This is a genomic window from Micromonospora sp. bgisy143, from assembly GCF_057708145.1.
In genome coordinates this window covers 46,189-61,166 of the sequence record NZ_JBYIRN010000029.1, presented here as the reverse complement: position 1 = coordinate 61,166, position 14,978 = coordinate 46,189, and the positions used below count along the sequence as shown (strand labels likewise).

Genomic DNA, 14,978 nt, shown 5'->3' with positions numbered 1-14,978 from the left:
GAAGGCGCGGCGGGTGAGCAACGCCGACGACCGGACCACCGCCCGCCGGACCCTGATCGTGATCGGGCTGGTGCTGGCCGCCGCGCTCGCGCTGGCCTTCGGGTACGCGACCCGGCGGGTACTGGTCTGGACAGTGGTGGCGGCCTTCTTCGCGGTCGCCCTCAAACCGGCCGTGGACCTGCTGCAACGCCGCCTCGTGCGCCGCCGGGCGCTGGCCACGCTGCTCGTCTTCCTCGCCGCCTTCGTCGTGCTGGCGGTCCTCGCTGCGGTGATCCTGGTGCCGCTGCTGGACGAGGTGGGCCGGTTCGCCGAGCGGGGGCCGGAGCTGCTGCGCGACGCGCGCGCCGGCCGGGGCCCGCTGGGTGGGTTCCTGGAACGCACCGGGGTACGGCGCTACGCCACCGCGCACGCGGACGAGCTGCGCGCCGCCGGCGGTCGGCTGCGGCAACCCGCCGTCGGGGTGCTGCGCGGCGTGGTGGAGGGGGTCGCCGGGCTGGTCACGGTCGTCGTGCTGGCGTACCTCATGGTGTTGGAATCGCCGCGAATCACCCGCGGCCTGCTCGTGGTGGCCGGGGACGGTCCGGGCGAGCGGCTGCGCCGCGTCGGCCGGGAGGTGTCCCGGACGGTCACCGGCTACCTCACCGGCAACCTGGTGATCAGCGTGATCTGCGGCGCGTTGACCTTCCTGGTGCTGACCGTCACCGGGGTGCCGTTCGCCGCGGTGATCGCGCTGCTGGTCGCGGTGGCCGACCTGATCCCGCTGGTGGGCGCGACGATCGGCGCGGTGGTCGCCGCCGGGGCGGGGTTCCTGCACTCGCCCACCGCCGGGATCGTCGTGCTGGTCTTCTTCGTCGTCTACCAGCAGGTGGAGAACCACCTGCTCCAGCCGCTCATCCTCGCCCGCGCGGTCCGGCTCAACCCGCTGACCGTGCTGCTGAGCCTGCTGCTCGCGGCGGAACTGGCCGGGCTGCTCGGCGCGCTGCTGGCCATCCCCGCCGCCGGCATCGTGCAGATCCTGCTGCGCGAGTACGGCCCGTGGCGGGCGAGCCCACCCCGCTCACCGACCGCGCGCCGCGACCTCGGGTGACGTGCTCTCCAGCGGCACGGCGTTCGCCGGAACCAGCCCCAACTGCACGGCCGAGCGGGTGAGCGCGGCGTCGAGCGCCCAGTCGGCGCTCACCCGGGTGCGGTTACCCGGCATCGCCATCAGGTGGTACGCCCGGGTGACCGCCTTGGCCACCAGCCCGCCCAGGTTGACCTGCAACGGGTTGGCGGCGGCGTCCTTGCCGCCCAGGTCGACCACCCAGCCCAGATCGTGGTGCTTGTACGGCCGGCGCTTGCCGAAGCCGTACGACGCGGCGATGTTGTGCGCCACCCGCTTGCCCTGCCGCTGGGCGTGCTGGGCCGTCATACCGCAGATCTGCCCCGGGTTGACCAGGTCGGGCACGGCGGCCGCGTCGCCGCAGGCGAAGACCTCCGGATAGCCGGGGACGTTGAGGTACTCGTCGGTGACCAGCCGGCCCCGCTCGGTGCGCAGACCCAGCTCGTTGACGAACGGGTCGGGGCGTACGCCCACGCACCACACCAGCGTGCAGGTCGGCACGTACTCGCCGTCGGTGAGCTTGACCCCGTCGCAGGTGGCCTCGGCCACCGAGGTACCCATCCGTACGTCCACGCCGCGCTTGTTGAGCACCTTGTGCGACGTGTCGGACATCCGCTTGTCCAGCTCGGGCAGCACCCGGGGAGCGACGTCGAGCAGCATCCAGCGGGGCCGGACGGTCAGCCGGGGCCGCTGCGCGTGCAGGGCGTCGGTGAAGAGCTGGCCGTGCGCGGCGACCTCGGTGCCGGTGTAGCCCGCGCCGACCACCACGAAGGTGGAGCGGGCCTGCTGCTCCGCCGGGTCCTCGGCCTGCTCGGCCAACTCCACCTGGCGGACGATGTGGTCGTGCAGGTAGACGGCCTCGGGCAGGCCGCGGAAGCCGTGCGCGTACTCGGTGACGCCCGGGATCGGCAGCAGCTTGTTGACGCTGCCCACGGCGAGCACCAGCCGGTCGTACGCCAGGCGGTTCTTCTCCCCCTCGGGCTGGGTGAAGCCGACCCAGCGGTTCTGCAGGTCGACGTGGTCCGCCTCGCCGATCACCACCCGCACGCCCTTGAGGGTGCCGGTCAGCGGCACCGCGATGCGCGAGGGCTCGACCACCCCGGCGGCGACCTCGGGCAGCAGCGGCAGGTACAGGAAGTAGTCGGTGGAGTTCAGCACCACGATCTCGGCCCGGTCCCGGGCGATCCGGCTCAACGTCTTCGCCGCGTGGTAACCGGCGAACCCGGCCCCCACGATCACCACACGAGGTTTCGTCATTGCCGGCCGTTTCCCGTCGCAGCCCAGGACAAACGTCGGTTCGGTCGGCGGCTCGACCACCATCCACGTCCAACGATATGGACAGACACCATCATCGATGGGCAGGATGCCCCAATGGGATCAGACGACATCGGCGGGTCGCCCACGAGGCCCACCCGCCGCACCTTCCTGTCCGCCTCCGCCGCCACCGCGGCGACCGCCGCCACCGTCGCGTTGCCCGGTCTGGCCGCGCCCGCCTCCGCCGACGCCGGCCCGACCGGTCCCGGCCGCCCGGCCCATCCCCAGCGGCCCGACCGTGAGCTGCGCGAGCTGCTGCGCCAGGTCGACCCACGCCGGATCGAGGCGATCGTGCGCCGACTCGCCGCGTTCGGCACCCGGCACACCCTCTCCAGCCAGGACGACCCCGAGCGGGGCATCGGCGCCGCCCGGGACTGGATCCACGCCCGCTTGCAGGAGTACGCGGCCACCTCCGGCGGCCGGATGACGGTCGAGCTCCAGTCGTACGTCCAGCAGCCCGCGTCGCGGATTCCCACCGCCACCCGGATCACCAACGTGGTCGCAACCCTGCGTGGCCAGACGTCGCCGAACCGCACGTACGTGGTCACGGGCCACTACGACTCCCGGGTCACCGACGTGATGGACGCCGTCAGCGACGCCCCCGGGGCGGACGACGACGCCTCCGGTGTGGCCGTGGTGTTGGAACTGGCCCGACTGATGGCCACCCGGCCGACGGCCGCCACCATCGTGTTCGCCGCGGTGGCCGCCGAGGAGCAGGGGCTGTACGGCTCGGCGTACCTGGCCGCGCAGCTCAAGGCGGCCGGCGCGGACGTGCAGGGCATGTTCAGCGACGACATCGTGGGCAGCAGCACCGCCGACGACGGCGCCCGCGACCCGTACTCGGTGCGGCTGTTCGCCGAGGGCGTGCCGACCGCGGAGACGCCGGCGGAGGCCACCACCCGCCAATCGGTCGGCGGCGAGAACGACTCGCCGTCGCGCCAGCTCGCCCGGTTCGTCCGGGACGTGGCGGACAACGACGCGACCGGCATGCGCGTACGGGTGATCTACCGGCGGGACCGCTACCTGCGCGGCAGCGACCACATCTCGTTCCTGCGCGAGGGCTGGCCGGCGGCCCGGTTCACCGAGCCGAACGAGGACTTCGCCCACCAGCACCAGGACGTCCGCGTGCAGGACGGCAAGCAGTTCGGTGACCTGCCCGAGTTCTGCGACTTCGGGTACATCGCGCGGGTGGCGAGGGTGAACGGCGCGGCGCTGTGGTCCCTGGCCCAGGCTCCCGGTACGCCCAAGGGCGCGATCATCGTGACCACCGACCTGACCAACAACACGACCCTGCGCTGGCAGCGCGGCGACGAGCCGGACCTGGCCGGCTACGAGGTGGTGTGGCGCGAGACCACGGCCGCCGAGTGGCAACGGGTGATCGCTGTCGGTGACGTGACGGAGGTCAGCATCGACCTGTCCAAGGACAACGTCTTCTTCGGCATCCGCGCCGTCAACCGCGCCGGCCTCCGCAGCCCGGCAGCCTTCCCCCGCCCCGGCGCCTGACCCGAGCGGGCCGGTTGCCACTCCCCGTTGATCATGAAGTTATCGTCACCCGCCTCGGCGTGTCGTGACGCTAACTTCATGATCACGCGGGAGGTGGGGTGGGGGTGGGTGGGGTGGGGGCTGTTATGGCCCAGCGTTCGTGGTCGCGCCAGGCGCCGTCGATGAACAGGTAGTCCGGGGAGAAGCCCTCCAGGCGGAAGCCCAGCTTGCGGGCGACCCGTCGGGACGGCTCGTTGCCCGGCTGGATGTTCGCCTCCAACCGGTGCAGTCCGACGCTGGTGAACGCGTGGTCGATGACCAGGGCGATGCCCGCCGAGGCGTGCCCGGTGCCGCTGTACGGCTCGAACGCCGCGTACCCCAGGTAGCCGCCACGCAGCGCGCCGAGCACGATGCCGCTGATGTTCACGTAGCCGGCGATCGCTCCGCTGGCCCGGTCGCAGATCAGGTAGCCGGCGCTGTCGCGGCGGCGGATCCGGGCGAGGTAACGGTCGTACTCCTCGGCGGTGTCCGGCGCGGCCAGCCACGGATGGTGCAGGTCCCGACTCCGTCGCGCGGCCGCCACGAACTCGTCGACGTCGGTCGGCCGGGGCCGCCGGATCGCGGCGGGACCACCACTGCGCAGGTATCTCACGGCGCACCACTCTGACGACCGGCGCGACACTTGTCCAACCGGCCCGCCGTTGGTGTCGGCCACACGCCCAGCCGGCGACGGCCTAGCGGGGCGTCAGCACGGAGAATTCGTTACCGTCGGGATCGGCCAACACGACTCGACCGGCCGGGTCGGTGCCGACCCGGGTCGCGCCGAGGGCGAGCAGACGGTCCACCTCCGCCTGCTGGTCACCGTCGGCGGGTGGCGCGAGGTCGAGGCGCACCCGACCCTCGCCCTCGCGCGACATGTAGGACGGCCCACCCCACGTGATCTTCGTGCCGCCGCGCGGCGACTGGATGGCGGTCTCCTGGTCCTGGTCCCAGACCAGCGGCCAACCCAGCGCCTCGGCCCAGAAGTACCCGACTTCCTGCGAACCGTCGCAGGCCAGCGCGCCGATGAACCCGCAGCCGGCGAGGAAGTTGTTGCCCGCCGGGATGACGTCGAACTCGTTGCCCTCCGGGTCGGCCAGTACCACGTGGTCGACGTCCGGGCCCTGACCGATGTCGATGTGCCGTCCACCCAGCTCGATCGCCCTGGCGACCGTACGCTCCTGATCCTGCGGCGATGCGCTCGTCAGGTCGAAGTGCATCAGGTTCTGGACGACCTTCGGCTGCTCGGTCGGCGCGAAGCGGAGTCGGAACCCGGTGTCGTCAGTGGGCACGAGCCCCACACCCTCGCGCGGATCGTCGACGATGTCCCAGCCGAGGATCCCGGACCAGAACCGAGCCAGACGCAGAGGTTCGAGCGCGTCGAAACTGATCGCGAACAGGGAAGAGGTCATCGGTCTGCTCATCTCCGATCCGAATAGGCGCGGCCCGCCGTGGAGCGGAAGCCTAGGGATGAGCACGAGCGTCCGCATCCGATTAATCGGCGCCGGCCGACACCGATGCCGGGATGATCCACTCGACATCGCCGATGTCGGGGTGTCCCGGGCGCTCGGACACCCCGACATCGGCGAAACGGAGTCGATCACGTAGCCGGCCAAGCCGGCGTGGGGATCAGTGGCGCTTGGCGAAGGTCACGAAGGCCCGCCAGGCCGCCGGGGAGACGACCAGCACCGGGCCGCTCGGGTCCTTGCTGTCGCGGACGCCCACCACGCCCGGCAGGTTGCCCGCGACCTCCACGCAGTCGCCCTGATTGCCGCTGCTGCGGGTGCTCTTGCGCCAGATCGCGCCGGTCAGGTCCATGCCGCTGCCGCCTCCGTGATCACGTCGAGGGTCTGCCGGTGCGGCATCGCCTCGGCCCGTACCGATTCCCACGACTGCCGCAGCGATAGTACGTCGGCCGTGCGCTCGATGACCGTCCCCTGTAGAGGATTGTCCAGGTAGGCCACGTCCTCCCCGTCGGCGGGCGTGGCGATCACGAAGGCCCCGTTCAGGCCGGGATAGGCGCCCACACTGCGCGGTACGAGGTGCAGGTGCACCCGTGGCCGCCGACCGACCTCAAGCAGATGCTGTAGTTGCTCGCGCATGACCGCCGGCCCACCCACGGGCCTGTCCAACACCGTGTGATCGAGCACCGCGACGAAGAGCGGTGGCTGCTCGCGAGCCAGGATCTCCTGTCGCCGCAGCCGCGCGGCGACCGGCTGGTCCAACTGATGGTCCGCGAGCTGACTCGCGCCGGAATAGAGAGCCCGCGCATAGCCCTCGGTTTGCGGGCCGCGCTCGAAGCGGCCGCCCGCGGTACGACGCAGCAGCAGGCTGATATCGCGGCGGACCCGAGCATGATCACCTCGATCATCAGGAGGTCATCGCGGTGCGACGCCGGGGCGTGACCATTGCGCGGTGGGGCGGCCGTCGAGACGCCACGGGTGCCCGGTCACCCGCGGCCAGCCCTCAGGTGAGTTCTCCCAGTTCTCCTGCCGGCCGTACACCGTGAGGTCCAGGGCATGGTAGGTGGTCATCAACGCTTCTACGCCCCGCCCGGTGGTCCAGTAGGTCTCGTAGACCTTGTCGCCGTCGCGCAGGTAGCACGCGATGAACCCGAAGTCACGACCGTCGGCCAGAGCCGGGTCGGAGTCTTTCGCCGAATACCAGGGGAACGGGTAGCCCATGAACTCCGCGAACGGGGCACTTTCCTCGTAGGGACCCTGGCAGAACACGGCGTAGGTGACGTCCCGAGCGTGTAGGTAGTCCAGCATCTGCATGTGACAGGTCGAGAAGGTGCACCCCTCACACTGATGCTCGTACGGCTTGCCGTCGTGCCACATGTGGAAGTAGGCGATGAGCATTCGGCGGCCCTCGAACACCTCCACCAGCGGGGTGTCCCCGCCAGGGCCCCGTACCGTCACCGTTGGCATCAAGGTCATCGGCAGCTGACGACGAGCGGCTGCGATCGCGTCTCCTTCGCGGGTATGGGCCTTCTCCCGGACCAGCAGTTCGTCGCGCTCGCGCAGCCAGGTCTCCCGGTCGACGACCGGGGGCGCGGCGGCGCTGGACGCGGGGGTTGTCGTCATGGCTATCTCCTTCGTGGAGTGAGGATCGGTCGCAAATACAGACGAGCGAGTCGGCGATCGTCATCGGTGACCGATGACGGATGGGTCTGCGGTCGTCAGTACGGTGGTGAGGACCATTCAGCCCCGGGGAGATCGCATGTCCGACTCGCCCGACGAGCAGTCGGTCTGGCTGCAGCGCGCCTTCGACGAGCACCGGCGTGAGCTACACGTCCACTGCTACCGCCTCGCCGGGAACGTCACCGACGCGGATGACCTGGTGCAGGAGACCTTCCTTCGTGCCTGGCGGGCTCGCGACCGCTTCGAAGGTCGGGCGTCGGCGCGCACCTGGTTCTACCGGATCGCCACGAACGTCTTCCTCGACAGCCGCAAGGCGGCCGGTCACCGGACGGTTCCGTACGGTGACCCGCTGGAGTGGTCCACCGAGCTCGGTCCCTATCCCGACGCCCTGCTGGCCGACGATCCGCAGACCGGTCTCGCCGCCCGGGAGACCGTCGAGCTGGCCGTGATCGCAGCGCTCATGTACCTGCCGCCGCGGCAGCGGGCGGCCTTCGTGCTACGCGATGTCCACGGCTGGACGCCGCTGGAGATCGCCGCCGCGCTCGACACCGCCGTGGCTGCCGTCAACAGCCTCCTCCAGCGAGCCCGCCACACCCTCCGGGGGCGCGCTCCGTCCGACCCGAAGGACTGGCGCCGCCCGCAGCTCACCAGGGAGGACGAAGAGATCCTGCGCCGCTACGCCAACGCGAAGGACCCGGAGACGATCCGGGCACTACTCGCCGAGGACGTACGGATCACGATGCCGCCCGAGCCCCCGGTCGTCGGGATCGACGCGGCGGTGGAGTTCCTCGGCCGACCGCTCGACTGGCGTACGTTCCCCACCTCGGCCAACGGACGCCCGGCACTGATCAACTATCTCCGCCGGCCCGGCAGCCCGCACTACGAGGCGTTGGTCGTCGACGTACTCCGGATCGAGAACGGGAAGATCGTAGAGAGCAACGCCTTCATCGGCGCCCGTCACGTCGCCGCCTTCAACATGCCCGCCACCCTCGAGCCCTAGGCGGTGTCTTCAAAGGATCTTGGTGGGGCAGGCTATAGCACGTGCCTCGATGGACTGAGTCGGACTCTGGCGTTCGTGCTCTCGGGCGGCAACGTCAACGACTGCACCCGCTTCAGGCACACCGTGCGTCCTCGCGACCGCCACGCCATGCGACCGGCGGCGACAACACCCTGATGAGTGGGATGCCTGTGAGTCATCTAGATGACTCACAGGCATCACACTCATCAGCATTACCGCCGCCGCTCAGCGCCGCGGCCCGCGCCACTCCAGTGGTTGTGAACCTTTGAAGACACGGCCTAGTGGCCGCGCCAGCTTCTCGGGCGGGCGTTGGCCGCCGGATCGCGTCCTCATCGGTCTGAACCAGGCGGGCGGTGGCCTGCACAGCAAACGAACCAGCGGGCCAGCCACGGGGTGAGCGCGACGAACGCGAGGGCGAGAACGGTGATGACGGCCTGACCGATCCGGCCCGGGGTGACGCCGCCGGCGGGGTCGAGCACGTAGTTGGCGTACCCGTTCGCGGCGGCGTCCGTCACCAGCACGGCGCAGCCCAGCGCCAGCCCCGCCGGACGGCGGGCCGCCAGCAGCACCGCCGCCAGGGGATCCCACAGGGTCAGGGACGCGAAGTACACCGCGAGCCAGCCCGGCAGGTCGAGCTGCGGCCGAAGAGCGGGGACGAGCAGCTGGAGGACGTGCACGACACCGCCGTACGCGAAGACCAGCGCGGCCGCCGCCACGACCAGCCGGACCCGCGTCGGAACGCCTCGCCAGCGATCGGTGCCCACCCGGCCAGTCTGCCGCGTGACCCCGACACGAGGAGCGCCCGGGACACCCCGACATCGCCGATGTGGGGGTGTCCCGGGCGCTCGGACACCCCGACATCGGCGAAACGGAGTCGATCAGGGGCCCAGCAGGCCGGCGGGCCTACGCCGGGTTGTTCGCGTGGGTCAGCGTCTCCCAGGCCACGAAGAGGTTGTTCGTGCCCTGGGGACGCTTGCGCTCGGTGTAGCTCTGGGTGTTGGCCATCCCGATGCCCATCCGGTTGTGCAGCGCGTTGAAGCCGACCTCGGTGATCGGGCCGAGGCCGAGGACCACCGAGCCGCCGCACACGCTGGACGGGACGGCGGTGCCGTTCTCGTACTTGGTGTGGAAGCCGAGGGCGTGGCGCAGCCGGTCCGCAAGTTCCGGGTAGAGATCGCCACCCTGGATGCGGGTGGTCTCGGCGACGTGCGAGATGGCCGAGATGCTGTAACCGGTGTGGACCCAGTCGCGGCAGGTCTCCTGCGCGTGGCCGTCGGTGTAGGTGGCCTGGCCGTGCCAGCGGGAGACGAGTTCGGCGGGTGTGTCGACGCTGGTGGCCGGCGGGTACAGGGGTCGGACCCCGTCCGCGGTGATGTAGATGGACGCGGCGGCGGCGGCGCGGAACCGGGCGAGCGCGCGGTCGTACGACGTGCGGTCCTCGAGGAAGATCGAGATGCCGATGGCCGCCTCGGCGAGGGTCAGGTCCCAGTTGCTGGTGCGGGAGTCACCGGCGATGACCACGGGCAGGTAGACGGTGCGCAGCATGGTGGCGAACCGGGCCTGGTTGGGCCAGTTGCCGTAGGTGTACCGGATGATCTCGGCGGCGCGCGGCCACACCGAGCCGGCCCAGCCGGTCTGCAACGGGGCGTTGGAGTTGGTGTGCCGCTGGATCGTGGCGGACCAGGCGTCCATCAGGGCGATCGACTTCTGCGCGTACGCCGAGTTGCCGGTGATGTACCAGGCCAGCGCGTCGGTGTACGCGGCGATGGCGTCCTCGCGCTCGTCGGTGCAGCCGTAGTTCGGGTTGGACGTCGGACCGCACTCGACGGTCGCGCGCGGCGCGGGGACCCGGGACAGCGAGGCGTACCGGCTGCCCATCATCTGGTTGTAGGCGTTGCGCCACGGCTGCTCGCCGGCCTGCACCTTGGCCTTGACGAAGTCGAGCTGTCCACGGCTGACCAGCACGCCGGGGTGGGTGAACGTGGCCGGGGCGGCCTGTGCGCTCACCGGCACGTCGACAGTCACCGGCACCGCCGCCGCGGCGAGGGTGACCACCGCCGTCAGGAGTATCGAGCGCCAACGCATGGGGGCTCCTCGGGGGTCGGAGGATTAATAGGAAACTGCGTTAACAGTTGCCGGCCATCCGACCGCACCCGAGGCGGCGCATACAACGAAAGATTCGGATATTTAAGACTGTGAAAAGTTGTCGATGGTCGTGAACGCGCAATAGTCGGTCACAGCGGCTCGGGCAGCGTCTGCTCCATCGGCATCGGCACCTGGAGGTAGGTGACGCCGCGCATGTCCAGCCAGGCCCGGTCGGGCCCGCGTACCAGCCGCACCATCACCGACTCGCAGGACGGGCAGCGGCCGACCAGACCTGGCGCATGCGAGTAGACGTGCAGGCTGGCCATCGAGCCGGTCATCCCGCAGTTCTCGCAGCGGCCCTGGGCGGTGCTCAGGTCGACGGCGAACAGCTCGCGCAGCGGGCCGTCGAGCATGTTGCCGTCCAGGTACGACATGTTGGTCATCGGATCTCCTCGACGAAACGATGTGCGGGCGGGCTGACTTTCAGCCGGTGGGGCCGAAGCGTTCGGTCTTGATCCGTCGCGACGGGTGGCCCAGCCCCACCAGCAGGTCGGCCACGGCCTCCACGAAACCGGTCGGACCGCAGACGTAGGTGAGCGGTTGCAGGTCCGGCGGCCACCCGTGCGTGTTGACGTCGGCCAGACCGACCCGGTGCGGCTCGCCGCGCCAACCCTCGGGCGCCTCGCGCGTGTAGACGTACGCCACGTCGAGGCCGAAGTCGTCGCGGACCCGACGACGCAGTTCGTCGGCGTAGATCACGTCCTGCGGCGTCCGTACCGAGTAGATCAGCCGGAACGGCACCTTGCTGCCGACCTCCCGCCGCGCCCGGATCATCGCCATCAGCGGCACGATCCCGGAGCCGCCGGCCACGAGCTGCACCGGCTCGGTCTGCTCCGGACGCCAGATGAACCAGCCACCGAGCGGTCCGCGGATCTCCACCGGGTCGCCGGCGGCGAAGACGTCGATCAGGTACGGGGACACCTCGCCGTCGTGCACCCGTTGGACGGTCACCTCGACCCGGGGGCCGCCGGGACCGTCCACCACCGGCCCGGCGATCGAGTACGACCGGGCCGCCTGGTAGCCGTCCGGGGCGGTCAACCGCACGTCGACGTGCTGGCCGGGCAGGTGCCCCGGCCAGTCCGGCACCTCCAGGACCAGCGTCTGCGCGGTCGGGGTCTCCACCCGGCGCTCCACCAGCCGGGCCACCTGCCACTTGATCGGCGCGCGGGCCGGGGTGCCCGTCGCCACGGCCCGCTCAGTCACCCTGGTACCGCTGCTCGCGCCACGGGTCGCCGTAGTCGTGGTACCCGGCGGTCTCCCAGAAACCCGGCTCGTCCATGGTCTTGAGCCGGATGCCCCGCACCCACTTGGCCGACTTCCAGAAGTACAGGTGCGGCACCAGCAGCCGGGCCGGCCCGCCGTGCTCGGCCGGCAGCGGCGCGCCGTCGAAGGTGTGCGCCACCCAGGCCCGGCCGCCGCGCAGGTCGTCCAACGGCAGGTTGGTGGTGTACCCGCCGTACGAGTGCGCCAGCGCGAAGTGCGCGCCGGTGTCCACCCCGTCGAGCAGGGTGTCCAGCGAGACGCCCGTCCAGGTGGTGCCGAGCTTCGACCAGTGGGTGACGCAGTGGATGTCGACGGTCGGCGTCTCCTGCGGAAGCGCCATCATCTCCTGCCACGACCACCGGTACTCGGCGCCGTTCTCGGCCGCGATGACGAACTCCCAGGTGTCCAGGGAGACCCGGGGTGTCGGGCCGGCCGAGAGCACCGGGAAATCTTCGGTCAGGTACTGACCGGGCGGCAGGGCCGGCTCCTGTGAGCGGGGCCGGCCCTGAAAGCCCGGTGACACGATTCCCATTGCACAGTCGTACCACCCGGGTCGCCCGGGGCGGGAGCTTTCCCGCGTACCCCCTCGTGGGCCCGGCGCGGCGCGGTCAGTGCCGGTCGGTGACGACCTCGCGCTCGGCGGGTGTGCCGCCCCGGGTGGCGCGCAGGCTGGTCAGGGTGACCACCACCAGCACACCGATGATCACGCCGAGCGAGGCCAGGGTGGGGATCTGCGGAACGCTCTCCCAGATGCCGTGCGCCCAGTGCAGGCCCAGCTTGAGGCCGATGAACGCCAGGATGATCGCCAGGCCGTAGCTGAGGTGCACCAGCCGGCTCAGCGCCGCGTGCAGGACGAAGTAGAGCGCCCGCAGGCCGAGCAGGGCGAACGCGTTGGTGGCGAAGACCAGGTACGGGTCCTCGGTGATGCCGTACACGGCCGGCACCGAGTCGACGGCGAAGACCACGTCGGTGGCCAGCACCGCGACCACCACGAGGGCGAACGGGGTGAGCGCCCGGCGCGCGCCCTGCCGGACGGTCAGCCGGGTGCCGTGGTACTCGTCGACCACCGGCATGACCTTGCGCAGCAGCTTGACCGAGCGCATCTTGTTGATGTCGACCTCCTGCTCGTGCCCGGAGAGGGCGTCGCGCAGCAGCTTCACCGCGGTGGCGATGAGGATGATCGCGAAGAGCAGGAATGCGAAGTCGAGGGTCTGCAACGCCGCCGCGCCGAGGGCGATGAAGACCGCCCGCAGCACCAGGGCGCCCGCGATGCCGTAGAGCAGCACCCGCTGGGCGAGCACGGCCGGCACCGCGAACGCGGCCAGCAGCAGCATGAAGACGAAGAGGTTGTCGACCGAGAGGGACTTCTCGACGAGGTAACCGGTCAGGTATTCGACGCCCTGCTGGGAGCCGTAGCGGGCCCAGAGCCAGCCGCCGAAGGCCAGTGGCAGGGCGATGTAGAAGGTCGACCAGCCGATGGCCTCGCGCATGGAGACCTCGTGCGGCTTGCGCGTCACGAGGAAGTCCAGCACCAGCAGGAGCAGTACGCCGGCGATCGTCACCGCCCACAGGGTGGGCGTGCCGACCGAGGTCAGGTCACTCGCCGCGGCCAGGGGGGACAATTCGGTCATGGGGTCTCCTCGAACACCGTGTCATGTTCGAGGTCTCCTTCACCCACCGTTCGATGGGCAACCACCCGAGGCACGCCGGGCGTGCCGTACTGACCGGAATGGTTCGTGGGAAGTACTCCCCTCGCACGACAAGGTTAGGTCAGGCCGAATCGACACGCCAAGCCGGATGTCGATGGTTGCCCTGGCCAACCGCTGTGTGGCCCCGCTGTCAGGCGCGGCGCAGCGTCGCGCCGGGGGCCATCGCCTGCTCCACGAGGTCCCGGTAGTCGCGCGGCAACTGCGTCGCCACGTCGTCGAACTCGCCACCGGTGATGGCCTCGCGCAGGGTGGTGAACACCGCCCGGACGGCGTCCCGCGCCGCCGGTTCCTCGACGCGCGCCCGAAGCGCGACCCGCGCCACGAACTCGGCCGCCCCGAAGCGGTCCGCCTGCTCGGTGCTCGGGCTCGGTTTGAGCACCAGTTGCAGTGGCTGCGGCAACTGCGCCGCCAGGTCCAGCACCTCGCCGCCGGTCAACCGCTCGGCGAACGTCTCCAGCACCGCCCGGGTCAGCTCGACCGCCTGCTCGGACGACGTGTGGGTGCGTTGGGAAACCTGGTCGACGAAGGTGTCGTAGTTCATCGCGTACTCCCTCGGGCTCTGTCTGCGGCGCCTGCGGGTACCCGCGGCGTCGTGCGGGAAACGACGCCGGATTTCCTGCACCGCGCCGGGCGTGACCGGGCGGCGGACGGGTAACCGCCGCCGGTCGTGACCCATCCACGCCCCGAGGGAGCCTCAGCCATGGCGAGCTACGCGGACGTCCTGCAGTACCTGTCGAGCCTGGACTACCCGGCCGAGAAGGACGACGTGATCCGCGAGGCCGAACGCGAGGGCGCCCCGCCGGACGTGCTCAAGGCGCTGCGCGCGCTGCCGCCGGTCGACTACGCGAACGGCACCGAGGTGGCCCGCTCGGCCGGCATCGAGGCCGCCCCCGAGGTGGGCCCCGCGCAACACGCGACGGCGCAACGCGCGACCCAGGCCCGGGACAAGAAGCACAACCGGGTGTCGCAGCACCTGCGCGGCATCTGACCCCGGCGGTGGGGACGTCCGCCGTGGCGAACCGGCGTCGCGGATGACCGGCACCGGTCCACTGTCCCGCCCGCCGGACGGGCACACCCCCGCGGCGACGCAGCTCGTGATCGTGGCGGTGGTCGGCGTCATCGTGGGCGGCGTCTTCGCCCTCACCCTCTCGCCCGCGCTCGCCCCGCTCGCCGGCTGGGACGTCGCCGCGCTGAGCTGGCTGGTGCTGGTGTGGCGCAAGATCTGGCCGATGGACGCCAGCCGCACCGCGCAGCTCGCCGTGCACGAGGACCCCAACCGGGCCATCCGGGACGTGCTGCTGCTGATCGCCTGCCTCGCCAGCCTGCTGGCCGTCGGTCTGGTCCTGGCCAGCGCACACACCGCGCCACCCGGCGTCCGCCAGGACCTGTACGGCGTGCTGGGCGTGCTCAGCGTGGTGCTGTCCTGGCTGGTCGTGCACACCGTCTTCACCGCCCGCTACGCGCGGATCTACTACACCGGCCCGGACGGCGGGGTGAACTTCAACCAGAGCGAACCGCCCCGCTACTCGGACTTCGCGTACGTGGCGTTCACCGTCGGGGCGACGTTCCAGGTGTCCGACACCAACCTGACCAGCAACGAGATGCGCCGGACGGTACTGCGGCACTCGATGGTGTCGTACCTGTTCGGCGCGTTCGTCATCGCCGTCACGGTGAACCTGCTGGCGGGGCTGGCACGCTGAGCGCTCGCGCCCGGCTGCGTCACGGGCGAAGCTCGCCGGGACAGGCGGGCGCCCCCTTGGCCA

Annotated in this window: 19 protein-coding genes; 6 read left to right on the top strand and 13 right to left on the bottom strand. The window is 70.8% G+C overall.

The window, feature by feature from the left end:
- Positions 1 to 13 precede the first annotated feature (13 nt).
- On the top strand, positions 14 to 1,087 hold the full coding sequence (locus AC3EN4_RS26710) for an AI-2E family transporter (protein ID WP_435208748.1): 1,074 nt from the start codon (positions 14 to 16) through the stop codon (positions 1,085 to 1,087).
- Here AC3EN4_RS26710 and AC3EN4_RS26705 read toward each other — a convergent pair.
- Entirely contained in the window at positions 1,058 to 2,359 is a 1,302-nt protein-coding gene (locus AC3EN4_RS26705; RefSeq protein ID WP_435208746.1) for an NAD(P)/FAD-dependent oxidoreductase, read from the bottom strand. The two genes, AC3EN4_RS26710 and AC3EN4_RS26705, sit on opposite strands and share 30 nt — an antisense overlap.
- 114 nt (positions 2,360 to 2,473) lie before the next feature.
- On the opposite strand from AC3EN4_RS26705, the gene AC3EN4_RS26700 reads away from it, so the two are divergent.
- Complete coding sequence (locus tag AC3EN4_RS26700) at positions 2,474 to 3,919, top strand: M20/M25/M40 family metallo-hydrolase (RefSeq protein ID WP_435208744.1); 1,446 nt, start codon at positions 2,474 to 2,476, stop codon at positions 3,917 to 3,919.
- Positions 3,920 to 4,001: 82 nt separating this feature from the next.
- Here the strand turns inward: AC3EN4_RS26700 and AC3EN4_RS26695 are convergent, their stop codons facing one another.
- The 4 genes from AC3EN4_RS26695 to AC3EN4_RS26680 all read right to left on the bottom strand — a co-directional run bounded on the left by AC3EN4_RS26695 (position 4,002) and on the right by AC3EN4_RS26680 (position 6,162).
- The gene (locus AC3EN4_RS26695; protein ID WP_435208742.1) at positions 4,002 to 4,550 is read right to left on the bottom strand and encodes a GNAT family N-acetyltransferase; all 549 of its coding nucleotides are present in this window, start codon (positions 4,548 to 4,550) and stop codon (positions 4,002 to 4,004) included.
- Between the two features lie 82 nt (positions 4,551 to 4,632).
- The gene (locus AC3EN4_RS26690; protein WP_435208740.1) at positions 4,633 to 5,349 is read right to left on the bottom strand and encodes a VOC family protein; all 717 of its coding nucleotides are present in this window, start codon (positions 5,347 to 5,349) and stop codon (positions 4,633 to 4,635) included.
- A 217-nt stretch (positions 5,350 to 5,566) separates the two neighbouring features.
- The gene (locus AC3EN4_RS26685) at positions 5,567 to 5,755 is read right to left on the bottom strand and encodes a DUF397 domain-containing protein (protein ID WP_435208739.1); all 189 of its coding nucleotides are present in this window, start codon (positions 5,753 to 5,755) and stop codon (positions 5,567 to 5,569) included.
- On the bottom strand, positions 5,746 to 6,162 hold the full coding sequence (locus tag AC3EN4_RS26680) for a DUF5753 domain-containing protein (protein WP_435208737.1): 417 nt from the start codon (positions 6,160 to 6,162) through the stop codon (positions 5,746 to 5,748). The genes AC3EN4_RS26685 and AC3EN4_RS26680 overlap by 10 nt, the downstream gene beginning before the upstream one ends.
- Between AC3EN4_RS26680 and AC3EN4_RS26675 the strand changes: the two genes are divergently transcribed.
- Complete coding sequence (locus AC3EN4_RS26675; RefSeq protein WP_435208776.1) at positions 6,076 to 6,342, top strand: hypothetical protein; 267 nt, start codon at positions 6,076 to 6,078, stop codon at positions 6,340 to 6,342. The genes AC3EN4_RS26680 and AC3EN4_RS26675 overlap by 87 nt on opposite strands.
- Here the strand turns inward: AC3EN4_RS26675 and AC3EN4_RS26670 are convergent.
- A complete protein-coding gene (locus AC3EN4_RS26670; RefSeq protein ID WP_435208735.1) occupies positions 6,316 to 7,023 on the bottom strand; it encodes a DUF899 family protein in 708 nt (235 codons plus the stop codon). The genes AC3EN4_RS26675 and AC3EN4_RS26670 overlap by 27 nt on opposite strands.
- Before the next feature lie 136 nt (positions 7,024 to 7,159).
- Here AC3EN4_RS26670 and AC3EN4_RS26665 point away from each other — a divergent pair, with 136 nt between their 5' ends.
- Positions 7,160 to 8,080 carry an RNA polymerase subunit sigma-70 gene (locus tag AC3EN4_RS26665; RefSeq protein ID WP_435208733.1) on the top strand — a complete coding sequence of 307 codons (921 nt, stop codon included), beginning with the start codon at positions 7,160 to 7,162 and terminating at the stop codon, positions 8,078 to 8,080.
- Between the two features lie 347 nt (positions 8,081 to 8,427).
- On the opposite strand, the gene AC3EN4_RS26660 is transcribed toward AC3EN4_RS26665, so the two are convergent.
- From AC3EN4_RS26660 to AC3EN4_RS26630, 7 genes are all read right to left on the bottom strand, one after another.
- Positions 8,428 to 8,862: a hypothetical protein gene (locus AC3EN4_RS26660; protein ID WP_435208731.1), complete on the bottom strand. Its 435-nt coding sequence runs from the start codon at positions 8,860 to 8,862 to the stop codon at positions 8,428 to 8,430.
- 139 nt (positions 8,863 to 9,001) lie between these two features.
- Positions 9,002 to 10,183 carry an alginate lyase family protein gene (locus AC3EN4_RS26655; RefSeq protein ID WP_435208729.1) on the bottom strand — a complete coding sequence of 394 codons (1,182 nt, stop codon included), beginning with the start codon at positions 10,181 to 10,183 and terminating at the stop codon, positions 9,002 to 9,004.
- Between the two features lie 149 nt (positions 10,184 to 10,332).
- Positions 10,333 to 10,626 (bottom strand): DUF6510 family protein, encoded by a 294-nt coding sequence (locus AC3EN4_RS26650; RefSeq protein WP_422739942.1) that lies wholly within the window; start codon positions 10,624 to 10,626, stop codon positions 10,333 to 10,335.
- 40 nt (positions 10,627 to 10,666) lie between these two features.
- Positions 10,667 to 11,431, bottom strand: coding sequence for a ferredoxin reductase (locus AC3EN4_RS26645; protein ID WP_435208772.1), 765 nt, complete (start codon positions 11,429 to 11,431; stop codon positions 10,667 to 10,669).
- Between the two features lie 7 nt (positions 11,432 to 11,438).
- On the bottom strand, positions 11,439 to 12,038 hold the full coding sequence (locus AC3EN4_RS26640) for a sulfite oxidase-like oxidoreductase (protein ID WP_422739941.1): 600 nt from the start codon (positions 12,036 to 12,038) through the stop codon (positions 11,439 to 11,441).
- Between the two features lie 76 nt (positions 12,039 to 12,114).
- Complete coding sequence (locus AC3EN4_RS26635) at positions 12,115 to 13,137, bottom strand: TerC/Alx family metal homeostasis membrane protein (RefSeq protein ID WP_435208726.1); 1,023 nt, start codon at positions 13,135 to 13,137, stop codon at positions 12,115 to 12,117.
- Positions 13,138 to 13,345: 208 nt separating this feature from the next.
- Entirely contained in the window at positions 13,346 to 13,756 is a 411-nt protein-coding gene (locus tag AC3EN4_RS26630) for a DUF2267 domain-containing protein (RefSeq protein WP_435208725.1), read from the bottom strand.
- 159 nt (positions 13,757 to 13,915) lie between these two features.
- Between AC3EN4_RS26630 and AC3EN4_RS26625 the strand changes: the two genes are divergently transcribed.
- Both AC3EN4_RS26625 and AC3EN4_RS26620 read left to right on the top strand, forming a co-directional pair.
- Positions 13,916 to 14,203 (top strand): DUF2795 domain-containing protein, encoded by a 288-nt coding sequence (locus AC3EN4_RS26625; protein WP_396799496.1) that lies wholly within the window; start codon positions 13,916 to 13,918, stop codon positions 14,201 to 14,203.
- Between the two features lie 43 nt (positions 14,204 to 14,246).
- Complete coding sequence (locus AC3EN4_RS26620) at positions 14,247 to 14,915, top strand: DUF1345 domain-containing protein (protein WP_435208724.1); 669 nt, start codon at positions 14,247 to 14,249, stop codon at positions 14,913 to 14,915.
- The last annotated feature ends 63 nt before the right edge of the window (positions 14,916 to 14,978 follow it).